This window comes from Pseudomonas sp. PB103, assembly GCF_009764635.1.
Taxonomy (GTDB): domain Bacteria; phylum Pseudomonadota; class Gammaproteobacteria; order Pseudomonadales; family Pseudomonadaceae; genus Aquipseudomonas.
The window spans coordinates 39467-59619 of record NZ_RWIL01000099.1; the positions used below are offsets into that span (position 1 = coordinate 39467).

General features: G+C 53.1%; 25 protein-coding genes. 10 read left to right on the forward strand and 15 right to left on the reverse strand.

Annotated features, from left to right (window positions below; all coding sequences use genetic code 11):
* Positions 1–25: 25 nt before the first annotated feature.
* Together EJA70_RS17770 and EJA70_RS17775 are read right to left on the reverse strand one after the other, a co-directional pair.
* Complete coding sequence (locus EJA70_RS17770; protein WP_158832400.1) at positions 26–472, reverse strand: hypothetical protein; 447 nt, start codon at positions 470–472, stop codon at positions 26–28.
* Between the two features lie 41 nt (positions 473–513).
* Complete coding sequence (locus EJA70_RS17775; protein WP_256677699.1) at positions 514–906, reverse strand: hypothetical protein; 393 nt, start codon at positions 904–906, stop codon at positions 514–516.
* Positions 907–1133: 227 nt separating this feature from the next.
* On the opposite strand from EJA70_RS17775, the gene EJA70_RS17780 reads away from it, so the two are divergent.
* The gene (locus EJA70_RS17780) at positions 1134–1613 is read left to right on the forward strand and encodes a transcriptional regulator (RefSeq protein ID WP_058419434.1); all 480 of its coding nucleotides are present in this window, start codon (positions 1134–1136) and stop codon (positions 1611–1613) included.
* A gap of 90 nt (positions 1614–1703) precedes the next feature.
* Here EJA70_RS17780 and EJA70_RS17785 read toward each other — a convergent pair whose 3' ends face one another.
* Complete coding sequence (locus EJA70_RS17785; protein WP_158832404.1) at positions 1704–2165, reverse strand: 3'-5' exoribonuclease; 462 nt, start codon at positions 2163–2165, stop codon at positions 1704–1706.
* Positions 2166–2633: 468 nt separating this feature from the next.
* Between EJA70_RS17785 and EJA70_RS17790 the strand changes: the two genes are divergently transcribed.
* A complete protein-coding gene (locus EJA70_RS17790) occupies positions 2634–2969 on the forward strand; it encodes a hypothetical protein (RefSeq protein ID WP_158832406.1) in 336 nt (111 codons plus the stop codon).
* 118 nt (positions 2970–3087) lie between these two features.
* Positions 3088–3645 carry an arsinothricin resistance N-acetyltransferase ArsN1 family B gene (locus tag EJA70_RS17795; RefSeq protein ID WP_158832408.1) on the forward strand — a complete coding sequence of 186 codons (558 nt, stop codon included), beginning with the start codon at positions 3088–3090 and terminating at the stop codon, positions 3643–3645.
* On the opposite strand, the gene EJA70_RS17800 is transcribed toward EJA70_RS17795, so the two are convergent.
* Genes EJA70_RS17800 through EJA70_RS17835 form a run of 8 tightly spaced genes read right to left on the reverse strand, consistent with a single transcriptional unit; the run spans position 3626 to position 9698 of the window.
* Positions 3626–4813 (reverse strand): MFS transporter, encoded by a 1188-nt coding sequence (locus tag EJA70_RS17800; protein WP_234452433.1) that lies wholly within the window; start codon positions 4811–4813, stop codon positions 3626–3628. The genes EJA70_RS17795 and EJA70_RS17800 overlap by 20 nt on opposite strands.
* Positions 4813–5886, reverse strand: a complete 1074-nt coding sequence (locus EJA70_RS17805) for an ArsO family NAD(P)H-dependent flavin-containing monooxygenase (RefSeq protein WP_158832410.1) — start codon at positions 5884–5886, stop codon at positions 4813–4815. The genes EJA70_RS17800 and EJA70_RS17805 overlap by 1 nt, the downstream gene beginning before the upstream one ends.
* Positions 5887–5923: 37 nt before the next feature.
* Entirely contained in the window at positions 5924–6346 is a 423-nt protein-coding gene (arsC, locus tag EJA70_RS17810) for an arsenate reductase (glutaredoxin) (RefSeq protein WP_158832412.1), read from the reverse strand.
* A gap of 20 nt (positions 6347–6366) precedes the next feature.
* Positions 6367–7080, reverse strand: coding sequence for an arsenical resistance protein ArsH (gene arsH / locus EJA70_RS17815; protein WP_038443860.1), 714 nt, complete (start codon positions 7078–7080; stop codon positions 6367–6369).
* A gap of 47 nt (positions 7081–7127) precedes the next feature.
* Complete coding sequence (locus tag EJA70_RS17820; protein ID WP_158832414.1) at positions 7128–7598, reverse strand: arsenate reductase ArsC; 471 nt, start codon at positions 7596–7598, stop codon at positions 7128–7130.
* Positions 7599–7614: 16 nt separating this feature from the next.
* Positions 7615–8898 carry an arsenic transporter gene (locus EJA70_RS17825; RefSeq protein WP_122257730.1) on the reverse strand — a complete coding sequence of 428 codons (1284 nt, stop codon included), beginning with the start codon at positions 8896–8898 and terminating at the stop codon, positions 7615–7617.
* Positions 8899–8922: 24 nt separating this feature from the next.
* Entirely contained in the window at positions 8923–9267 is a 345-nt protein-coding gene (locus EJA70_RS17830; RefSeq protein ID WP_178116905.1) for a metalloregulator ArsR/SmtB family transcription factor, read from the reverse strand.
* A gap of 8 nt (positions 9268–9275) precedes the next feature.
* Positions 9276–9698, reverse strand: a complete 423-nt coding sequence (locus tag EJA70_RS17835) for an arsenate reductase ArsC (RefSeq protein ID WP_158832418.1) — start codon at positions 9696–9698, stop codon at positions 9276–9278.
* A gap of 143 nt (positions 9699–9841) precedes the next feature.
* On the opposite strand from EJA70_RS17835, the gene arsN2 reads away from it, so the two are divergent.
* The 4 genes from arsN2 to EJA70_RS17855 all read left to right on the forward strand — a co-directional run bounded on the left by arsN2 (position 9842) and on the right by EJA70_RS17855 (position 12493).
* On the forward strand, positions 9842–10291 hold the full coding sequence (gene arsN2, locus EJA70_RS17840; RefSeq protein WP_256677700.1) for an arsenic resistance N-acetyltransferase ArsN2: 450 nt from the start codon (positions 9842–9844) through the stop codon (positions 10289–10291).
* Positions 10292–10363: 72 nt separating this feature from the next.
* Positions 10364–10732, forward strand: coding sequence for a hypothetical protein (locus tag EJA70_RS17845; RefSeq protein WP_017337075.1), 369 nt, complete (start codon positions 10364–10366; stop codon positions 10730–10732).
* Between the two features lie 59 nt (positions 10733–10791).
* The gene (locus EJA70_RS17850; RefSeq protein WP_158832422.1) at positions 10792–11964 is read left to right on the forward strand and encodes a DUF3800 domain-containing protein; all 1173 of its coding nucleotides are present in this window, start codon (positions 10792–10794) and stop codon (positions 11962–11964) included.
* Positions 11957–12493, forward strand: coding sequence for a hypothetical protein (locus tag EJA70_RS17855; RefSeq protein WP_158832424.1), 537 nt, complete (start codon positions 11957–11959; stop codon positions 12491–12493). Before EJA70_RS17850 ends, EJA70_RS17855 begins: the two co-directional genes overlap by 8 nt.
* Before the next feature lie 318 nt (positions 12494–12811).
* On the opposite strand, the gene EJA70_RS17860 is transcribed toward EJA70_RS17855, so the two are convergent.
* The 3 genes from EJA70_RS17860 to EJA70_RS30845 all read right to left on the reverse strand — a co-directional run bounded on the left by EJA70_RS17860 (position 12812) and on the right by EJA70_RS30845 (position 16050).
* Positions 12812–14581, reverse strand: a complete 1770-nt coding sequence (locus EJA70_RS17860; protein WP_158832426.1) for an ATP-dependent endonuclease — start codon at positions 14579–14581, stop codon at positions 12812–12814.
* A gap of 182 nt (positions 14582–14763) precedes the next feature.
* Entirely contained in the window at positions 14764–15585 is an 822-nt protein-coding gene (locus EJA70_RS17865; protein WP_158832428.1) for a hypothetical protein, read from the reverse strand.
* A 315-nt stretch (positions 15586–15900) separates the two neighbouring features.
* Entirely contained in the window at positions 15901–16050 is a 150-nt protein-coding gene (locus EJA70_RS30845; RefSeq protein WP_017337080.1) for a hypothetical protein, read from the reverse strand.
* Between the two features lie 226 nt (positions 16051–16276).
* Between EJA70_RS30845 and EJA70_RS17870 the strand changes: the two genes are divergently transcribed.
* The 3 genes from EJA70_RS17870 (at position 16277) to EJA70_RS17880 (ending at position 18813) form a co-directional block, all read left to right on the forward strand.
* Positions 16277–16531 carry a hypothetical protein gene (locus tag EJA70_RS17870; protein WP_017337081.1) on the forward strand — a complete coding sequence of 85 codons (255 nt, stop codon included), beginning with the start codon at positions 16277–16279 and terminating at the stop codon, positions 16529–16531.
* A gap of 72 nt (positions 16532–16603) precedes the next feature.
* Positions 16604–17719: a reverse transcriptase family protein gene (locus EJA70_RS17875; protein WP_158832430.1), complete on the forward strand. Its 1116-nt coding sequence runs from the start codon at positions 16604–16606 to the stop codon at positions 17717–17719.
* A gap of 275 nt (positions 17720–17994) precedes the next feature.
* Positions 17995–18813, forward strand: a complete 819-nt coding sequence (locus EJA70_RS17880; RefSeq protein ID WP_158832432.1) for a hypothetical protein — start codon at positions 17995–17997, stop codon at positions 18811–18813.
* Positions 18814–18987: 174 nt separating this feature from the next.
* Here EJA70_RS17880 and EJA70_RS17885 read toward each other — a convergent pair whose 3' ends face one another.
* On the reverse strand, positions 18988–19905 hold the full coding sequence (locus EJA70_RS17885; protein ID WP_158832434.1) for a DUF808 domain-containing protein: 918 nt from the start codon (positions 19903–19905) through the stop codon (positions 18988–18990).
* Positions 19906–20153: the final 248 nt, after the last annotated feature.

Here is a 20153-nt window from a genome sequence, read left to right on the forward strand (position 1 = left end):
TATCGTGAAGGATTCTTGGTAAATCTCAGGCTGTACGAATCATGTTCGCGTGATAGATCGGACGAAGGTTGCTCAGCACATCAGTGTTGAAGCCAGGTTGGTGAGAGCTGTGGTATTTGGAGCCGGTCTCCACCTCCAGCAGGCACACGACACACTCGTTTTGGTCTTCACCAAGCGTCACTTTGGTCAGTTTCTCCATTCGCCAAACTCCCGTGCCATTCATGTGGGCAGGTGTGACTACTTGCACCTCTGTGATGATCGTCTCCGCGTCCTGAGCAATCAGCAGTTGCTGAAGCCGTGGTTCGCTATCGATCATCAGAACCGCCTCTGAAATTCTGTCCTCGCACATGGCCTGGACAGTTACGTGGTACCAGTGATTACGAAGCACTTTGGATACCTGATGCCATTGGTACTGACCCTCACCGAACATACCGGGGAGACCGAGCATGTCGGCGTCGTGTGTTCTAAACATCGTATGTCCTTAGCCTGAATGGGCTCCGATACAGAGCGCAGTTAGAAGAGGGAGAAAACGTCTTTCAGGCTTGCGAGCTGTTCATGACCAGGGCCGATCAACACGTAAATAGTGTTCCTGGTTTCGAACGCAACACCGTCGTGGAAACCGGTGCACATGCTTGAACGAACCCAATCGCCGCGTTCGAAACGGCCTTGGCTGTCCTCGGCCACGTTGTGAGCAAACAGAATCATCGGGAGTTGGCCCGCTGCCTGGCATTTGAAGAGTTCGTCGCGGGTGACTTCAATACGAAATATTGTCCAGTCGCGAACTAGGCAGTAAGGCTTTTTAGGAAATCGTTCGACTGCTAAGGCTCGAGCTGCAGAGCTGCTCGACAGGCCCTCAAGTGGTGTCCGTGGCCCATTCATGAAGTCGGGTTCTTCGACGCTGGCCATAGGGCTTCCTTTCATTAATAACCGGGAAATTGACAATTCAAGCCCGCTTGTTGTCGCTCGCACTCGAGCAGATGGCTCCCGCAAGCAAGGTGCGTAGCTCCGCTTACGGATGTATATGCATCGAAAAGCAGGCCTCAAAAACGCTGATAGCACCATAATACGGATCATAGCCCGTGTTATGGTGCGCCGCAATATGGCCTTATCCTCGATTTGCGTGGGGAAATGTCATGGAGGCCGCAGAAGCCCTAGCTGTAGTGGTGCGAGCACTGCGTAGAAAAAAAGGTCTTACGCAAGAAAACCTGATCACTATTGACCGTTCCTATTGGGGCCGGATTGAGCGTGGGGAGGTGAACATCACGATTGATGTGCTCATTCGTCTTGCAGCGCTGCTGGAGGTTGAGCCAGCCTCACTGATCCTCATGGCGACGTGTCTACAGTCCAACGAGCCGCTTAGGGAGGGGCTGAAGCGTCTGAATAAGCAACTAAATAGGATTAGGAAGGACAGCGTAGATATTGAGATGGAGTCGTTGGTAAGTGCAGGGAAGCTTCCTCCTGGTCGACCAGCACGATCCGGAGCAGCGCAGAAAGCGGCAGAGGCAAATCGCCTTCACAGTGAGGGAGTGTCAGTAACCGAGATATCTGAAGCGTTGGGTCTGTCTAAAACTACTATTCGTAGGTATTTGACCAGCAAGTCTGAACAGGCTTGATTTCTGAATGACCAGCACCAGGCTGAATATGTCCCAAGAAGGATTGCTGTGGAAGACAGCTTTAGATCACCTTGGGCCCGTAGGACTTCATCACCCTTTCTTCAGATCGCTTTCGGTGAACATGCTAGCGATGATACGGGCGTCAAGAAGAGCGTGATGCGGAAGCGGAACCCCTTCACTTGTGGCATCCAGAGTGGTGGCGTCAGTGGGGTAATTCCGGATGTTCCTTGGCCATTTACCATCGTCATATGCGAGTTCGCAGAAAAGCTCCCAGTCGTACTGTGGAGCATCTGTGACAATCTCCAGAACTTCGTCGAACGAGGCTAGGAAATCGAGCAGTGCAGTTCTTGCCCTGATGGTAGGTTGTGCATTGTCACCGCCCCATAGCTGCGGAAGGACGATCTCTACGACGAAGTCGCTGCAATCTTCCTTTCGCCATGTGTCGACCAATTCCACGTAGAATTCGCGACCATTCTCAGCAACCAGTGCCAGCGATATCAGCTTCGCTGCAGATGAGAGCTGAGTAAATTCGCAATCAAGAAAGAGCCTCATGTTGCAGGAACTCCGTTATGACTAGGGCTCGCCTGAATATGGCGCAGGAGGGTGAGTTATGGGAGAGGGCCCTCGAGCATCTCGGCTCAGACGGACTCCTCCAAGCGGTCATAGAAATGTGGAGTCGCGCCGCACCTCCGCCCAGATCAGTCGTTGAGCATCTATCCACCGACAAGGTGAGCCAGGAAGTCCTGAATATACTGAAAATTGCCCAGGAGCGAGTCGGCGCATTCGTACCGGATCGAATCCCGGCTGCAGGCACAGTCACGTTGTACGCTCGTCACGCCAGCAGCTTAGTGGATGGGCTTATTACACGATTGCCGAAGGAGCAGCTTTCACGAGCCTTGCGAGGCTATCGTGTTGAAATAGAACTGGGGATTTGACGTCTACGCAGGCTCCCCAGAGATAGCAGTCAGCAATATCTTAGTAGAATTTGTCGAGCGAAGTGCCGCCCCTTTGAGATGTTCTATGAACCCTGAATTAACTGAAGAAGAAATGCGTCGTGCTCTATTCGGTACGCCTCAGCCCGAAGAGCAGGTGCCCGCTCCTCTAGTAAAGGAGCCTGTGGAAGAAGTTGTGCCCGCGAAACCGGTGGTTGCTCCAGCAGCCAAGAAGAAAGCGTCGAAAGCTTTTACGCCCAGGCTGCGGGTCACACTCCGGGTTGGGAACGAGTTTGAGGGGAAAATGATCGAGTTGATTCACGAGGCTGATACGTTGAGCTCGTTGCTTGCTGAGCAGCAGGCTGTGAAGGCTGCGAGGAAGAAGTACAAGTATGTTGAGGTTGAATCAGTCAACTCGATGTAGAGGCTTTAGCTAACCGAATTAGGCGAATGGTAGCGTCCATAACATTTTCATATTTCGACCATGTCCTAGGCTGATCCAAAAAGGGTAATGTTTAACTTTCGAATCAGGGACGACCTACATGGCTTTGAAAATCCGTACGGCGGCAGTAGCAGATGCAGAAGCCATCCAGCGCATTTATGCCCCCATAGTTTCGAACACGGCGATCTCATTCGAAGAGACCCCGCCAAGCGTTGAGGAGATTGCTCAGCGGATAGCGACGACACTTCAGAAATATCCCTACCTTGTGGCTGAAGAAGGTGGTGAGATCAAGGGATATGCATACGCAAACCAGCATCGTGCACGTGCAGCCTACCGATGGGCTGTTGACGTGACGGTGTACATAGCTGAATCAGCTCGCCGCCAGGGTGTTGGCCGCGAACTCTACGAGACTCTACTTCCAATACTTGAGAAACAGCGGTTTCGCGCCGCTTACGCTGGAATTGCGCAGCCCAATGAAGGCAGCGTGGGCCTGCACGAGTCGCTAGGATTCACCCATATAGGGACGTATCCAGAGGTAGGCTTCAAGCTTGGGAAATGGCACGACGTCGGCTATTGGCGGCTCGGGCTGTGCCAGGCAACCCCTCCACTGGAACCTATTCTCTTCCCCCAGGTTGAAATCAAGCCAGTGATGGGGTGAAAGCTCGTAGTTTGGTGAATGCGACCAAAGCGCCGATGCCCAATATCCCGGCCATGATCCAAATTAGCCAGTTTGGGCCAAGCTGCACCAGGATGTATGCGCATGCCATGGGCGCTACCGCTTGTGCAACCAACACTGGGCGAGCGATCAGGCCAAGGTGCATGCCTAGGTTGGTGCTGCCCAACAGTGTAAGTGGGACTGTTCCTCTGGCGATGGTCATGATCCCATTTCCACCGCCGAAGGTAATCACTGCGATAAGGGACAGCATCACCATCCCCGGCCCCAAGGCCAACAGTCCGACGATGCAAGCCAGAATCCCTAGCCTTGCTATCCATACCGGATGAGCGCTGCGGCCAAACGCATATTCCAAAAGTCGAGCGACAACTTGAGACGGCCCCATCAGCGCTCCGAGCGTTACTGCCATGGCGGCGGAAATTTCATGGCTACGCAGGAGCGCTATTAGATTGACCGCCAAAGCTGACATTACGAACGCATGTAATGTGAACAGCAAGGCGATCCACGCTAAGCGTGGATCAGCAGGCGCGTACGATGCTTTGGCGATCTTGGCGGACTCAGTTGCTCGCGGCGTAGGCAATGGAACCGTTAGCAGGTGAAGGGGCAAACCTACAGCAAGATGGATTAAGGCGAGCACCCTGCAGGTGGTTTGCCATCCATGGCTCGCATCCATCGACGCCAGGAAAGGCCAAGCGACCGTGCTTGCGAAGCCCGCTATGAGTGTCAGTCCGGTCATCGAGCCTCTCGCCCTTGCCCCCATCAGTCGGCCCAGTGTCGCGAATCCAGCGTCATACAGGCCTGCGGCCATGCCCAAACCCAAAACTGTCCATGCGATGTAGTAGACGAACAGCCCTGATGCGAAAGACATGGTGATTAAACCAAGGGCCAGCAAAAGCGAACTGCTGGCGAGCACCCATTTTCCGCCATGCTTATCAATAGTCCTGCCGACTACAGGCGCGCATATTCCAGCGACAAGCAGAGACCACGATAAGGCGCCCACTACAGCGGGAACGGATGTATTTAGTGAGTGCGAAACGGGTTCAGCTAGAACTGCCGGCAGATAAAACGTGGAGCCCCACGCAAGAATTTGGTTACAACCCATTGAGCCAATCAGGGTCGCATGCTGCCTTGTCGTCGGGGCTGCGGTAGACATCAGTCAAACTCAGCGAGATAGCTTTGCACTTGCTTGACTACATCTCGAGCGGTGCGGGTCACTCCGATCAATGTCGCAGAGGCGAGCCCCGTCCAATCGCCGTAACCCACCAGCCACAGATTGGGTGAAGCAACACTCCGGTTTTCGTTCACAGCCACTTTGCCATCTTGGCCTACAATGCCCAGGCTGTTCAGGTGGTCGAGCACTGGAGAAAACCCAGTGCACCAGATGACGACATCCACCTCTGTTTCGTCTCCTGATGACCAGACAACGCCTGTTGAAGTGAAGTGCGTGAATGGCCGTACTGCGCTCAATACACCGCGTTCACGAGCGTCCTTCACCGATGGCACCATTACGATGTCGCCCAGCCCCCCAGCGGGTTGTTCAGGCTCCACACCTTCCTGTTGCGCCTTCAATCGAGCAGTAGCTCGTTCGAACAGGACGCGCCCATCAACCTCATCAGGTAGAAACTTTGGAGCCTTTTGAGTTACCCAGATTGCCTGAGCCACTTTAGAAACCTCTGCGTAAATCTGGGCTCCCGAGTTGCCACCACCCACTACAAGGACGGTTTTCCCCTCAAATTCATTCGGCCCAACGTAATGAGCGGAATGAAGCTGCTGCCCTACGAACAACTCCTGTCCGGCATAGCTAGGGGTAAATGGCCGGCTCCAGGTGCCTGTTGCACTGATAACCGTCTTGGCATCCCAGTTTCTATCCCCGGAGACAACCCGTAATCCTTCTTCGATTTTTTCGACACGGGTCACCTTGGTGGATCGGATGATGGGGAAGGCATATCGACGCTCGTACAGAGTCAGATAGTCGATAACATCATCACGGTGAGGCGTTTGTTCTGATACGGCAGGCATCGGCCAGCCCGCAATCGAGCTCCATGCCGATGGAGAGAAGAGTCGCAGCGAGTCCCAGCCATGCCGCCAGGCTCCTCCTGGTGCCGACTCCGCATCGAGCAGCACGTAAGACAAGCTCGTCCGCTTCAAAAAATAGGCGACTGTCAGCGCGGATTGACCACCGCCAATGACCACAACATCAAGTTTCGAATTCTGACTCACCAGCATCCTCCAGGCTCAATCGCGGCACCTCACCGTCGTCGTATCAGACTCTGCGACCGTGCTCATCAATGACCACTTGGCCGTCCTCTTTGGCGAAACTCCCACGCTGCTCTTGCGGTAACAAATCGAGCACAGCTTCTGACGGACGACACAAACGCGTCCCCAAAGGCGTCACGACGATGGGGCGATTGATCAGGATAGGGTGAGCCATCATGGCATCAATGAGCTGTTCGTCCGTCAGCGAAGCATCACCCAATCCCAGCTCTTCGTACGGAGTTCCTTTGATACGCAAAAGAGCCCGCACCCCGATACCCATATCCCCGATGAGCCTGGCAAGTGCGGTGCGATCAGGCGGGGTCTTCAGGTACTCGATAACCGTCGGTTCTTCCCCGCTATTACGGATCAGCTCCAAGGTATTTCGAGAAGTGCCGCATTCGGGGTTGTGGTAAATCGTGATCTGGCTCATATCGCTTCCTCGTGCTGACGTTAGATGGAGCGCTGGTTGACGCGCTTGGAAAGCTCTTCGGCGGACTCTTTACGCTCGGAGTACCGATCAACCAAATAATCCTGGCGATCCCGCAACAGCAGCGTGAACTTCATCAACTCCTCCATCACGTCCACCAGTCGGTCGTAGTACGAGGACGGTTTCATACGGCCTGCTTCATCGAACTCGGTGAACGCCTTAGCCACGGAAGACTGGTTAGGGATGGTAAACATCCGCATCCACCGTCCAAGTACCCGCAGTTGGTTAACCACGTTGAAGGATTGGGAGCCGCCACAGACCTGCATCACAGCAAGGGTTTTGCCTTGCGTAGGTCGTACAGCGCCAATCGCCAGCGGAACCCAGTCAATTTGGGCTTTGAATACTGCACTCATGGAGCCGTGACGCTCAGGGGAGCACCACACCTGCCCCTCAGACCATTGCATCAGCTCGCGCAGCTCAGCGACCTTGGGATGTGTATCGGCAGCGTCATCCGGAAGCGGCAGACCCGATGGGTCAAAGATCTTGGTTTCAGCGCCAAACTCATTCAGCAGGCGTGCCGCCTCTTGCGTGACTAACCGACTGAATGAGCGCTCTCGCGTTGATCCATACAGCAGAAGAATGCGAGGTTTATGGAGCGAAGGCGTGCGAGGCGACAGTTGCTCCAGCGACGGAATGTCGATCAGGTCGGCGTGTACGTTCGGCAATGTGTCTTGCATATAAACTCCTACGGCGGCGCCTGGTTGGGTGCCGCCTCGGTTGATCTTTAAAGCGAACCGATGCGGTTCAGTTCAGCTTTCAACTGTTCAGCGCTGATGGTCTTGAGCGGCAGTGCAAGAAACGCACTCGCGCGTTCGTGAATTTTGGCCAGTGTGGCTTCAAACGCTGCGGTGATCTCGGCTTCCGACCCGCTAGCCTCAGACGGGTCGGCCAGCCCCCAATGCGCCTTCAAAGCTGGCCCAAAGAAGATTGGGCATGCTTCACCCGCTGCCCGGTCGCAGACAGTGATCACGATGTCTGGAGGCGAGCCTTCAAAAGCATCCGAAGCCTTGCTGCTCAAGCCCACCGTGGAAATACCCGCCGCCTCCAGCGTTTGCAATGCCAGTTGATTCACCCGGCCACTGGGAAAGCTTCCTGAACTGACGGCTTCTACACCCTCGGGCGCCAAGTGGTTGAAAAGCGCCTCGGACAGAATGCTGCGGCAGCTGTTGTGGGTGCACATGAACAAGACTTTCATCAGACGATTCCTTGATTCAGAAACTGAGGCGCAGCGCCAGGGCGGACAATGTGGCGACGAGGATGGGCACGGTCAGCACGATCCCGGTCTTGAAGTAGTAACCCCAGCTGATCGTTATGTTTTTCCGGGCTAGCACGTGCAGCCACAACAGAGTTGCCAAGCTCCCAATTGGGGTGATCTTCGGGCCCAAGTCGCAGCCGATGATGTTGGCGTAAACCATCGCTTGCTGTACTACACCATCGACTTCAGCGGCATGAATAGATAAGGCGCCTACCAGAACGGTGGGCATGTTGTTCATGATCGAAGACAGCAACGCTGTTAGCAGCCCTGTACCAAGGGACGCGCCCCAAACGCCATAACCGGCGAACACGTTCAGGATCTGCGCGATGTGGTCGGTCAGGCCGGCGTTCTTCAGACCATAAACAACCAGGTACATACCCAAAGAAAAGATCACTACTTGCCATGGCGCCTCTTTGAGCACCTTGCTTGTATTGATGGCGTGACCACGAGCCGCGATGACGTAAAGAATGAATGCACAGACCGCTGCAATGGCGCTGATTGGCACCCCCAGTGGCTCAATGACAAAGAAGCCGATCAGGAGTAGTGCCAACACCCACCAGCCGGCTACAAAAGTGGCCCGGTCGTGGATTGCTTCGTCCGGATTGTCCAGTTGGTTGAGGTCATAGGTCTTTGGTAATTCTTTGCGGAAAAACCACAGCAGCATGGCTAACGTCGCCGCCACGCTGACGATGTTTACCGGCACCATGATCGATGCATATTCGTTGAAGCCGATATCGAAGTAGTCGGCAGAAACGATGTTGACCAGGTTGGAAACCACCAGCGGTAAGCTCGCCGTATCGGCGATAAAACCGGCTGCCATGACGAATGCCAAAGTAGCCGCAGGAGAAAAACGCAACGCCAACAACATCGCGATCACAATGGGTGTGAGGATCAATGCTGCTCCGTCATTGGCGAACAGGGCCGACACCGCTGCGCCCAGCAGGACGATAAATGCGAACAGCTTGCGGGTGCTCCCGCCTCCCCATCGGGCGACATGCAGCGCAGCCCATTTGAAAAAGCCTGCCTCATCAAGCAACAGACTAATAATAATGACCGCGATGAACGTTCCGGTAGCGTTCCAGACTATGCGCCAAACCTCTGGTATGTCGGCAAGGGTAACGACACCTGCCAGCAACGCCACGATGGCACCGAACATCGCACTCCAGCCAACCCCAAGTCCCTTGGGCTGCCAGATGACAAGGACGATGGTGGCGATAAAGATCAATACGGCAATCAGCATTTCATTAATCCGGTTGGGCGTGAATCAGCTACACACGGCTTGGTTGATCGGACGGTCGTTCATGCCGCAGAGGCGCTTAGCCTCGGTTTCCAGCCACTGCTGATTGGCGTCTACCACTTCCTTCAAAACTGCAGTCACCCACGTGGGCAATTCAGGATTCAGCCGGTAGTACACCCATTGGCCTTGGCGACGATCCAACAGCAAACCGGCAGAGCGCAGCAGCGCCAAATGACGAGAAATCTTCGGCTGACTCAGGTCGAGTGCTGCCGTTAGCTCGCAAACACACAGCTCACCTTCACTCACGACAAGCAGCGAAATTTTTGCTCGGGTGTCATCCGCCAGGCACTTGAATAAGGTGGTGGGGTTCATGGGTTCTGTCACAGATCCTCCAGGTGTTTGGTCTTGACCAAAACGAAGAGCTTGATGCGCTCGTGGATGTCGTGGAGCGTGTGGCGAAATGCGCCAGGATCATCGCTAGTTACTGGGTCAGGAAAATCCCAGGCAATGACTTCACCTTCATTGGGCATTAGTAGGCACTCGCTTGCGGATTTATCACAAAGAGTAATTACGTAATCGAATCGATCAGCTTGAAATTCGCTGATGGACTTGCTGCGCAGGCCCGTTGCATCGACTCCAACCGCCTCCAATGCTTGAGTCGTGCGCAGATCAACCTCAGACGGTTCAGACCCTGCGCTGAAGGCCTCGAAGTGCGGGTCGGTGTGACGCAGCAAAGCCTCTGCAAGCTGGGAGCGGGCTGAGTTGGCAACGCACACAAAAAGCACTTTGATAGCAGGGGTCATGACTGGACTAGATGCATATGGAAAATCGAATATACGCTTTGGCGAATATTCGGTAAAGCGAATATGATGTCTGCTGTTTCGGCATGTGCCCTAACGTTCCATGCGTGTCGGCATAACGGAGATGAGAGGATGGAGGGGATATGATGATCCAGGCAACGGAAATAGCCGGAGGGCAGTCGCAGCGCTTTCGCGATGCGCTGAAATTTGCTGACCTTCCAGCAGACGATATTGATCTTCCAGGCCGAACCTTTTTTGAGTTCACGCTGGACAGCGAGACGGTCGCATGGGGAGGATTCGAAACGCATGGTACGGACGGGTTGTTGCGTTCTCTGGTCGTAGTGTCGACATTCAGATCGAAGGGGGTCGGTGTCGCGGTGCTTCGGGTTATTGAAGCGAAAGCCGCCGAGCAGGGAATCGCTCGATTTCATTTGCTGACAACAACTGCTTCAGGCTTTTTTAAGCAGCAGGGCTATGCAGTAAATCAACGAGGCTCTGCGCCACCTCTTATTTCTCAGACGGAGCAGTTCAGGGGGCTTTGCCCTGGCTCGGCTTGCTACATGTGCAAGGCATTATCTGCGAATGCACGAAAGTAGCTGATCACCTTTGTGATGGCTTTTAGCCTCGATGCCAGCTAGATTTAGAGCTTTCTACGATCAAGGATGGATATGAAAAAGCTCATCGCAGTAATGGGGATCTGTGTCGCACTTGGCGGTTGCGCTACGTCCCACTACACCGCAGGACGAGACTTTCCGTCGGCCAGTGTAGCGAGCATCACCAAAGGCAAAACGACGACTACTGAGTTGAAGTCCCTGTTTGGTGAGCCCTACGCCAAGAGTGCTGTCAGCGAGACTGACGAAAAGTGGATCTACACCTACACCAATGGCTCAGCTCATGCCCAGAGCTATGTGGTCACCATGAAGGTGACGACTACGGGCACTCAGAAGACTCTCGACGTCTTGATCCGAAATGACGTGGTCATCAACTACACGTTCAGCGAAGGCCCCGCTCCAGGCAGTACCACTGCGACGAACTAAGTTCGCCACCTTGCCATTGCGACCCACCGCGCTCAGTACGTTGTTGATGGAGCAAGCTCTTGGACAGAACATATGCTTTCGTGGATGAGTCCGGGAATTCCGATCTTGATACGTCAAAGGGAGGAAGCTCGGGATTCTTCATCGTGTGCTCCATTCTGGTGGCAGAGAAAGATCTGGAAGCGGCTTATGCCCAAGCTGAAGCACTCCGCACGCAGCATTTTCAAACAGGCGAGATCAAATCTAGCAATCTGAAGCCCAAAGATTCAGATCGCCGTGCCCGAATCCTCAACGAGCTAGCTGAGCTGCCATTCAAGCTCTATTTCACCGTCGTTGATAAGTCTCGAATTCACAAAGACGGCGGCCTCCGTATCAAGACCTCGTTCATAAAATACGTGAACGGGTTGCTCTATGAACGTTTGTTCCGTGCATACCCTGACCTCCAGATGATCGTTGACGAGCATGGTGGCCAGGAATTTCAGGAGAGCCTCAAAAGCTACGTTGCAGAACGATTCGTGGACGACCTATTTGGCGATAAGGATGCGTTCCAGACGATGGCCAGTAAGGACAACGTTTTGGTTCAGGTTGCAGATTTCTTCGCTGGATCAGTCGCTCAGATCTACGAAGAAAAAGCATCGGAAGAAGCAGTTCTCGCCTACAAAAAGATCCTACGCAGCCTGACTCTTGGAATGCTTGAGTGGCCATCCAAGTACCAGTCTCTTCTGCCACCGCCGACGGATGAATCTGGGTATGCTGACTACCAGGTACACCAAGAGGCTCTCGGCCAGGCTGACCGTTTTAGTGAGCGGGCTGGTGAACACCCTGATGAGGATGAGCGCCTGCAGCTAAGCATCTTGAGGTTCTTGAGATTCCAAAGTGAATTCGTCACCAAAGACTACGTGCCAACCGCAGAAATAGTCGCCCACCTAAAAGATAGCGGTTTCGGAGATATCAACGACCAGAGAATCCGCTCCAGCGGCATCGCCAAGCTTCGCGATTCGAACGTGATCATCACAAGCGCTGCCAAGGGCTACAAGATTCCTCAGACACGGGCTGATATCAACGAGTTTCTCGAAAGGGCGGCGGGCATTGTTATTCCTCTACTGGAACGGGTCAAAAAGGCTCGAGAGGTGTATCGGCTGAGTAGTCGAGGAGAATATGACATCGTGACGGCAGCCAACCTGGCTGAGCTTGCCAAGCTGCTCACTGCGCTCGAGGCGTTTGCAGATGACTGAACTCAGTCATGGCAACGAACCTCAGCAGGCTGCATTGATCCAGGACGAAATCCTAGAGACCTTGAAAGAAGCCAAGGTGCTTGCGCGTAGATTCTATCGCTTGACCGGCAAGCCGCTGGGCGTGACAGGCGAGGTCGCAGAGTACGAAGCTGCTACTAGACTCGGCCTGTTACTACATCCTGCAAGGCAGGCAGGTTACGACGCTACAGAGACGCTGGAAGATGGCGTCGCGAGAATCCAGATAAAGGGGCGATGTATCCTGAACCCGCAAAAGATTACGGGGCGTATGGGTGCAATTGATCTACGACAGCCCTTCGATACTGTGCTACTGGTGCTGCTTGATTCTGAGTTCAACGCATTTGCGATGTACGAAGCGACTCGTGCCAAGGTAGAGGTAGCACTGACCTTGCCTGGGTCGAAAGCCAGAAATGAACGGGGAGCGCTGGCGATTAGGCAATTCATGTCGATAGCTGCGTTGCGCTGGGCTCGTCATGAGGCCAGCGAATCAGAGAATCTACTTCCCTCCTAGAGTCGAGCGCTAGTGGTACGTTGCTCTGAGATACATATTTAATGTCCCCAATAAGGCACATTAACCATCATTTTTGGGCTTAATGGCCCTATTTGGGTACATTACGGTGAGCGGCGGATGCAGCCCACAAAGACGATAGCTCTATTGCAGTTGCGGCCAAATGATCGTCTGATAATTGCAGCAAGCCTCCGTGTGTACCAATCGAAAGCAGGACGTCGCATTGCTTAGTGGATGCGAGACCTGAGCGTCATTCGTGCTCAGGTCGCACCTCACCGAACCAAACGACACCAGACCGAAGCATTACTGCAAGGTACGGGATTAGATAGCCCGCATCCAATCTAGGGCGCTTCGGAAAACTGGATACTCTTGATCAATTATCTCCGGTTGCCAGCTCCGGATATTGTCTTCCTGAGCGATTATGGCTGCCTCTCCCTTCTCATCAATTCTCAATGCGTCCTCAATGCAGCCCATTGGCCAGACCCAGGTTGCAAAAACTTTCATTGCCTCATGAGCAGTATTAGCGAGCGCTTGGCCGTCTGCAGTTCTGGCAAAAGCAGCCCAACAGTCAGCTGCTGAGCTACCTCTGGAATTCTGTGGCAGTCCGTTTCCACCGATGAGGAACCCTTGAGTTTGGCCGACCACTTGAAGCACAGATCTGACGTTATCCATCTCCTCGCATTCCTTCGGTAGCCATGGCCCCCTAGCGTGAGTGAATGCGAAATCTAAGTCAGCGATCACACCGCATTTGATACCCATTGCTGTCAGGACAGAAAAACCTTTGGGAATCGAAGTACAGCTACCGAGAGCAACAAAGCAGATCCGTTCGAGCTCAGGCCTGACCCCGTAGAGCTTTTCGTAGATGAGCGGGAGTAGCCTCTGATCGGTTTTGCCCTCGCAGAGAATTACCTTTTCAGCGAAATATATCTCAGCGATGTTTCCGAGCTCAAAAAGGGTTCGAGATTGGGCTTGTGCCTCTGCCATAGCTTGCGCAACTGCCGCGCCCATAGGAATGCGAACCTCGGAGCCATTCTCCCGAGATCTGCGCACTATCACCGTCTCAGGCGCATTATCCCTGCTCACCATCAAGGGCGAATGGGTCGTGAACACGACTTGGTAGCCAGATTTCGAAAGCACATGTAGTGCTTCCCTAAGGCCTCTGACGCCTTGAGGGTGGAGGAAAATCTCAGGTTCATCGATCAGTAGGAGGCGACGTGCAAGGTCTTGATCGCGTGTTTTACGGATATCGGCCAAAAGCCGGATTAGGGCCATCTGGATTGCACGCTGCGCACCACTACCTAAGGTGTCGAAACGTCTGGTTTGACCGGATATCTCGTCGGTCACGTTCAGATCACCGCTCTTGAAAAACTCCTTAACGTCGATTGACGGTACGTCCAGGTTCAATAGCAAACCAGGGAAGAAGCTTGAGAGGGCATTAGTGGCGCTGGTATCGAACTCAGTCAGTAGAGGGGATCGGTTCTCACCGTCGGCTCCCAATATATTCCTGACCGCTGTGAGTGCATCCTGTACCTCTTGATGAGCAGTGAGGATGGGGGCCATGATTTCATCCAGCAGCCCACGAATTGTGCTCCCAGCTTTGCCTTTGCCCAAGTCTTCCTGGACATCGTCCATGGCGCGGATGTGCAGCGCTTCGGGTAACAATGCCGAAATGGCTTGAGGCAGGCCCGTGGGATAGGAGCGCCATGAAGTAGGGAGACCTTGCTCATCAAGACCAGCATTTTCCCAGACTTCCGTGGTCGGTTTAGTCGAGCCTGATGCGGAAATCCTTATCCAAAGGTCACCGTTGATGCAGTAGGGGGTAATCGCGGCTTGATGTTTTGCTTCAGGGATTTGTGCAATCAGCTCTTCTGTAATCCCTGACACGCAGGCGCTGATGATGATTGGCTGACTGGGGTCATTAGAGTCTGTTTTCGCAAATGCCTTTGGTGCTAAAACCAATCTGATCGCGTCGAGGATGGTGGATTTACCCGCGTTGTTCTGACCGACCAGTGGGGTGAAATCACCCAGAGGCAAAAACACTTGCTTACACGAGCGGAAGTTCTTGATGTGTATTTTGCTCAAGGAGTGCATGGCCGGAATTCCCTATCTACGGTGGGCATGGAGCCTCAGCGTAGCTGGAAAGTGGCGATGCGCACTGTCCTCCACGAGCACCGTGGTTCTTGTCGACATGCGCAGCTTGTTTTGTAGTGGCTGGATAAGGCAGAGAGCGTTGTGAATGGCCAGCGTTTGCGCCGGCCATGACCTGGTCAACCTCAGAATTCGTGCTCAATATCGTCGAAGAAGTTCGGGCCAAGCTCGTACTCCAGAGAACCGAATCGCGCTAGGAGGTCTGCTCTCACTTTACCCTCGGCTACGGGTTCAAAATTGATCCAGTAACTGTATACGAGGCCCTCATCCGATTCGTTGGCCGTGACCTCTGAATCGGCCAGAAGCTCTGCGTCGTCGAGAGAAATCTCCAGCTCATTCGCCAGGGCCTGGGCCATGGTTTTGCGGTTGCCGCGTTCAGCCTCTTCGACTTGGGCCCAGTGTTCCCATTCAGATCTACGGTCGCGATCAGCATCAGACTCACTGCTGGAGATGACCACGCCTTCGTCAGCAAGTAGCCATATACCATCACGGCGTAGCAATTCGACCGAGGCTTTGAGATAGAACGCTGCACCGTGATACATCCTCTCCTGATCTTGCTGCCCCTGGTAGGTCAGGGAAACTTCCAAAGTAAGCTTCCCGGTTGCGTCGCTGTAGTCAGCGGTTTCCACTTCAAGAGCTTCAATAGTGAATCCACTCGCATTGGTATCCGCAATCGCGCCGGAGAGCTGATCCTCCAACTCTAGATCCAGGTCGGCGTAGACATCATCCTCATGGATCGCTTGGGAAAAGTCTTTGATCCCAAAAACGGCCAACATCAGACGCGGATCCTTTGGGTTCCGTTGGGCGACGACAGAAAACTCATGGTAATCAGCGAAGCCCGCTTTTTGGACATGGGTTTCTTGAGCAGCAGAAAGCTTCAGGCCCTGATCACGAGCGAGCTGTTTAGCTTGGGATTTGAAGATGTTTAGCGGGGAAAAATCAGACATGGCAAAGGTTCCTAAATCAACGACGCTTAGGTGTCCGATTGCCTGTTCACCGGGCAGCGTCTGGTTAGGGACATGCCGATGTAAAACTGAAGGATGTCACAGATGGGCTATTGCTTCGCGAAACAGGCGCCAGGCGACCATCACCGCCTATTGATATCATAGGTCAACGAGCCCAACTCGACAACTCGAAAGATGCTAAATTTCCTAGGTGGCGTTAATACGAGCGACACTTAAATTTTGACGCTTTATATAGTCAAAAATACGACTTAGACGAAAAACAACTCTTGCAACAAATAACAGTTGTCGCCGGTTTGTTTATTCTGATAAATACTGCATCTGTTGGGTGCTACCACCCAAGTGCTCTTTAAATATGACTGAAATTTGGGCTTGCGGTTTTTGACCGGGAAACTGGTCGCCTTGGTGTTCGCCTTGGCTTTCTTCGCCGCGCAGGTTGGTGCTGCCCATCGCTCCTCAGTGCTTAGCGCCTAGGGCAATCCCAAAGGTGATCCAAGGGTTTGTCTCTGATCGTTTGATGCGTTGAGGCGAAATGTGATGCGGCGGTAATGCGGCGGACGGCTTATCAAGGGACTTGATAAGCAGAACTGTGGTTTGTAGTGGCATCTTCAGCGTTCCTTTCGGCCCGGAATGCTTGGCGGCGGGGCAATTTCGCCTGTCGTTGGGAACATCAGTCATGGTTAATTTAAAGAACCTAGCGCGCCGCAAGGCGCGTCAGTCTATGCACAACAGTGAAGATGCTCGTGTCATCGAGACAGCTCCATCTCAAGAACCTAAAGCGGGTCGGATTGCGTGGGTAAAGGCGAAGGCAGTAACCCTGCTCAAGTGGATCGCACGTATTCGTCTATGCATCTGGTTATGGGAAAAGGCTGTTGAGGGCTGGGATTTTGTCGAGACAGTGGTGATTCCATTTATTGAGAACCTCCCATGACACAACAAACCACATCATTCGAATTCAGAGGGGCCGGTTCTTCGGGGCCGGCCCATCAACGGAAGCTTGGACATGGATGCTCCGTTTTATCCTCATAGCCCTATCCACAGCATCAGCGCCTTAGCACGTGCTCTCGGAGAGCCTGTCGAGAGGCTAATCGCACTTGCTCATCGTAGCTCTCGCCTTTATCGATATGTCCCGCAAACAAAAAAAGACGGCATAACACCCAGACATACCTATGATGCTCATGAGCCTCTGAAGACGATCCAGCGCAAGATCGTGGATCGGATCCTCAGCAAGGTTGCGTTCCCTGGATACCTGCACGGCGGTATCAAAGATCCCAAGCTACCCCGCAGCATTTACTCGAACGCTCGGGTTCATACCGGCGCCAAGACAGTCATCCTTCAGGACATCGCTGATTTCTTCCCGTCAATTACAAACGAGCACATTCATCGCTTGTTCGTGGGTCTCTTCCGTTTCTCCGCAGATGTAGCCACTCTGCTTGCGGATCTAGTTACTCGTGAGGGCCAGGTTCCACAAGGGGCGAGTACAAGTAGCTACTTGGCCAACCTAGTGTTTTGGGATATCGAGCCGGCGCTCGTCACTCGCTTTAAAGCTCAGGGACTGGCGTATTCGCGCTTCGCAGATGACATCACTGTTTCTTGCAAAACTCGTATTGATCAAGCTACTACCACCCAAGTTATTGCCTCTGTCACATGGATGCTCGGTCAGAAAGGCTGCCTGCAGAAGCGAAGCAAGCTGCATGTTCGTAAGCGCGGGCAAGCATTGATTACTGGCGATAAAGCTGACGCCGTCACCGTGACCGGATTAGTGGTGAGCGGGCCAATAACGGGGCTTCCCAAAAAACACCGATTGGCTATCCGCGCCGCCGTGAAACAGCTGGAGGATCGCGTCGAGGGTAATTCAGGTCATCTGTCCGCTGATGATGAAAAGGAGATGCGTCGAGTAATGGGACGCATAGGCAGGTTGATCGCTTGTGGGCATCCAGAAGGGCAGCGCTTGAAGGCTCGCGTTCGAGTATTACTGACGCGTGCGCCACTTTTGGAGCGATATGCAGGTGCCGAGTTTCAGGTTCAGATGGTTGCGGAGACCACCGCAAATCTGAGCGTAGCGGCTAGCAGCTTGCAAATTAACCTGCCGATGGATCTGCCTTGGAAAGCTGGCTAACCGTTGGCTGGCGGTTTATTTGGCTGTGATATTCAGAAGCGGTTGGGCTAGAAAATGGGGCGATGTCGCTGACATGCAGGCGGAGCTTCAAGCTCCGTAACCGCAACAAATTTCCACCCTGCGATACAGGAAGTTAAAACATTAAAATTCCAGTACGAAAGCTAAATCGGTTCTACGAGAATACGTCTCAGAGCAACGTAATTCAGTCTGTGAGAAGGCTTATATTCACCCATTGCTCTCAGCCTATTGAAGAGCTTGGCCGGTATCACGCCGATATGGTCTATAGCAAAGGCGGGACAGGTATACTGATCAAGTACCAGCAGAAATTCTTTCTCCTGACGGCTCAACACGTTCTAGATGAGAACTACGAGGCGGCACAAAACGAGTCGCCGTTCTTCACTCACCTCTTTGCTAAGAGAGGTTGGGAAGGAATAGAGGGTATGGGATTTCCAATGCGCGGCTGGCGTATCGGTGAGCTGATAACGGCAGATAGTCCCTGTATCGACATGCAAGACATCGTGCTGATCGAGCTTTCATCCTCGCTATTCCGTTTTCCCGATAAATTCATCGACCTAGATGGCACGAATGGCCGTATAGCCGTAGCTGCAAGCGAATTGTATGACGGCATGTTATTGGTAGCCTCTGGCTACCCAATAGATGAAAACCCGATTGAGTATCCGTATGGCGATGACTACAACTGCTCGACAGTGATCAATAAGCATATCTTTCACGGTGTTTGTGAGTTCGAAGGATCAGCCCCCCTCCTGCGTTTTTTTAGTCAGATCACACACTCAGAAATGAATGGAATGAGTGGCGGGATGGTTTCTAACCTAATGCCTAAATCCAACCAGGTTGCTTGGGTCGGTATGATTCAGAAGGCTGGTAATGGAATTCTCCGTTTCTATCCCGCATGCTGGATTATCCCAGCCATCAAGAACTATATGCAGGCGAGCCATTACGTCATAGATCCTGCTGTCCATATGGCAAATCTAGAAATTGAATCTACTCCAGAAGCAATCCAAGGTAGAGCAGAGTATTTCAAGATGATCAAGGTTATAACGGATGATATGAGGGCTAGAGAAGCAGGACATTAGCATTAGCCAATGCTCCTCTCTCGGCCCACTGCCCTACTTTTCAGGCTTAAAACGCCAGTTCGACTCACCTTATGCCAAACGCTGTTATGGGATCAACGCCGCTGAACCCAGCGATTCCTTACGAAGTAAGGTTGTATGCGATTCCAGATTCAACATCGTCGATGAGAGCTAGCTTTAAGCCTTACTTCCAATGATGGATGTGATGCTTTTGACCACAAGTACGGCAACCATGCCTACGAGCGCGCCTACTAGGCAGTGAATGCCTAAAGTTGCGAAGGTTTCCCACGCCCCTGCCCCTTCGACCAGTCTCTCAGCAAAGTGCTGCATCGGCCCGATGCCTTCTGTAATGAACGCCCCCCCGACCAGGAACATTGCCACAGTTCCGATCCAGGATAATGCTTTCATAAGCTTCGGAGCAGCCGACAGCAGCCATCCCCCGACAGTTCGCACCACAGAACCCCATGTACCGGTAGCTTTAGACTTCTGGAGAATAAGGCCAGCATCATCCAAGCGGACGATCCCCGCAACCAATCCGTAAACGCCCACTGTCATGACCACCGCGATCAGCGCTAACGTCAAAATCTGTTGGAGCATCGGGGCATCAGTAACGATATTTAGGGTAATGACAATGATCTCGGCGCTCAGAATGAAGTCCGTTCGAACAGCCCCTGCAATCTTCCGCTTTTCATAAGCTGCAAGCTCTTCAGGCGTCTTAGGCTTCGTTTTCTTTGGCTGCCCTGTGTCATCGTCTCGACCAGCCGTGAGCTTGTCCTTGATAGCCTCAAAGCCCTCATAACAGAGATATGCTCCCCCTATCATGAGCAGCCAGTGAACCGCAGCAGGCAGCAGTGCGTTCAGCACCAATGCACAAGGCACCAGGATTGCTTTATTTCTCAACGACCCCTTGAAAACAGCCCAAACCACCGGTAGCTCTCGGTCTGCTTTCATGCCGGTAACCTGCTCAGCATTCACAGCAAGGTCGTCGCTCAGGACGCTAGCCGATTTCTTTGCAGCGACTTTACTCATGAGCGAGATGTCGTCTAGCAGCGTGGCGATGTCATCCAATAAAGCGAACAAGCTACTGCCGGCCATTTAAGGCTCCTTAAGTTGATTTATTCTGCTCCCCCGAGCACCTCACGCATACCCACGCTAATGCCCCGCGCACACTCCTTCCGTAGGCTCAGGATTACCCTGTCGTCATCGGGTTACGGTGAGCACCTTTCTAGACAATGGACACACCATGCCGTTCATCAATAGCTAGGCGATCTGCAACAGAGCCTTCAAGACCGCACCAAATAATCTTTACTGAATGCTGGCCTACTAACATCTTTTAGATCAAA

Bases quoted from the DNA above. Each gene is read 5' to 3' on its own strand.
- EJA70_RS17785 (WP_158832404.1), bottom strand. From the start codon at position 2,165: ATGAGGCTCTTTCTTGATTGCGAATTTACTCAGCTCTCATCTGCAGCG.
- EJA70_RS17790 (WP_158832406.1), top strand. From the start codon at position 2,634: ATGAACCCTGAATTAACTGAAGAAGAAATGCGTCGTGCTCTATTCGGT.
- EJA70_RS17860 (WP_158832426.1), bottom strand. From the start codon at position 14,581: ATGCACTCCTTGAGCAAAATACACATCAAGAACTTCCGCTCGTGTAAG.
- EJA70_RS17775 (WP_256677699.1), bottom strand. From the start codon at position 906: ATGGCCAGCGTCGAAGAACCCGACTTCATGAATGGGCCACGGACACCA.
- EJA70_RS17805 (WP_158832410.1), bottom strand. From the start codon at position 5,886: ATGCTGGTGAGTCAGAATTCGAAACTTGATGTTGTGGTCATTGGCGGT.
- EJA70_RS30845 (WP_017337080.1), bottom strand. From the start codon at position 16,050: ATGGGCAGCACCAACCTGCGCGGCGAAGAAAGCCAAGGCGAACACCAA.
- arsH (WP_038443860.1), bottom strand. From the start codon at position 7,080: ATGCAAGACACATTGCCGAACGTACACGCCGACCTGATCGACATTCCG.
- EJA70_RS17830 (WP_178116905.1), bottom strand. From the start codon at position 9,267: ATGAACCCCACCACCTTATTCAAGTGCCTGGCGGATGACACCCGAGCA.
- EJA70_RS17865 (WP_158832428.1), bottom strand. From the start codon at position 15,585: ATGTCTGATTTTTCCCCGCTAAACATCTTCAAATCCCAAGCTAAACAG.
- EJA70_RS17855 (WP_158832424.1), top strand. From the start codon at position 11,957: ATGACTGAACTCAGTCATGGCAACGAACCTCAGCAGGCTGCATTGATC.
- EJA70_RS17845 (WP_017337075.1), top strand. From the start codon at position 10,364: ATGAAAAAGCTCATCGCAGTAATGGGGATCTGTGTCGCACTTGGCGGT.
- arsN2 (WP_256677700.1), top strand. From the start codon at position 9,842: ATGATCCAGGCAACGGAAATAGCCGGAGGGCAGTCGCAGCGCTTTCGC.
- arsC (WP_158832412.1), bottom strand. From the start codon at position 6,346: ATGAGCCAGATCACGATTTACCACAACCCCGAATGCGGCACTTCTCGA.
- EJA70_RS17800 (WP_234452433.1), bottom strand. From the start codon at position 4,813: ATGTCTACCGCAGCCCCGACGACAAGGCAGCATGCGACCCTGATTGGC.
- EJA70_RS17875 (WP_158832430.1), top strand. From the start codon at position 16,604: ATGGATGCTCCGTTTTATCCTCATAGCCCTATCCACAGCATCAGCGCC.
- EJA70_RS17820 (WP_158832414.1), bottom strand. From the start codon at position 7,598: ATGAAAGTCTTGTTCATGTGCACCCACAACAGCTGCCGCAGCATTCTG.
- EJA70_RS17870 (WP_017337081.1), top strand. From the start codon at position 16,277: ATGGTTAATTTAAAGAACCTAGCGCGCCGCAAGGCGCGTCAGTCTATG.
- EJA70_RS17795 (WP_158832408.1), top strand. From the start codon at position 3,088: ATGGCTTTGAAAATCCGTACGGCGGCAGTAGCAGATGCAGAAGCCATC.
- EJA70_RS17825 (WP_122257730.1), bottom strand. From the start codon at position 8,898: ATGCTGATTGCCGTATTGATCTTTATCGCCACCATCGTCCTTGTCATC.
- EJA70_RS17780 (WP_058419434.1), top strand. From the start codon at position 1,134: ATGGAGGCCGCAGAAGCCCTAGCTGTAGTGGTGCGAGCACTGCGTAGA.
- EJA70_RS17835 (WP_158832418.1), bottom strand. From the start codon at position 9,698: ATGACCCCTGCTATCAAAGTGCTTTTTGTGTGCGTTGCCAACTCAGCC.
- EJA70_RS17885 (WP_158832434.1), bottom strand. From the start codon at position 19,905: ATGGCCGGCAGTAGCTTGTTCGCTTTATTGGATGACATCGCCACGCTG.
- EJA70_RS17880 (WP_158832432.1), top strand. From the start codon at position 17,995: ATGGTCTATAGCAAAGGCGGGACAGGTATACTGATCAAGTACCAGCAG.
- EJA70_RS17770 (WP_158832400.1), bottom strand. From the start codon at position 472: ATGTTTAGAACACACGACGCCGACATGCTCGGTCTCCCCGGTATGTTC.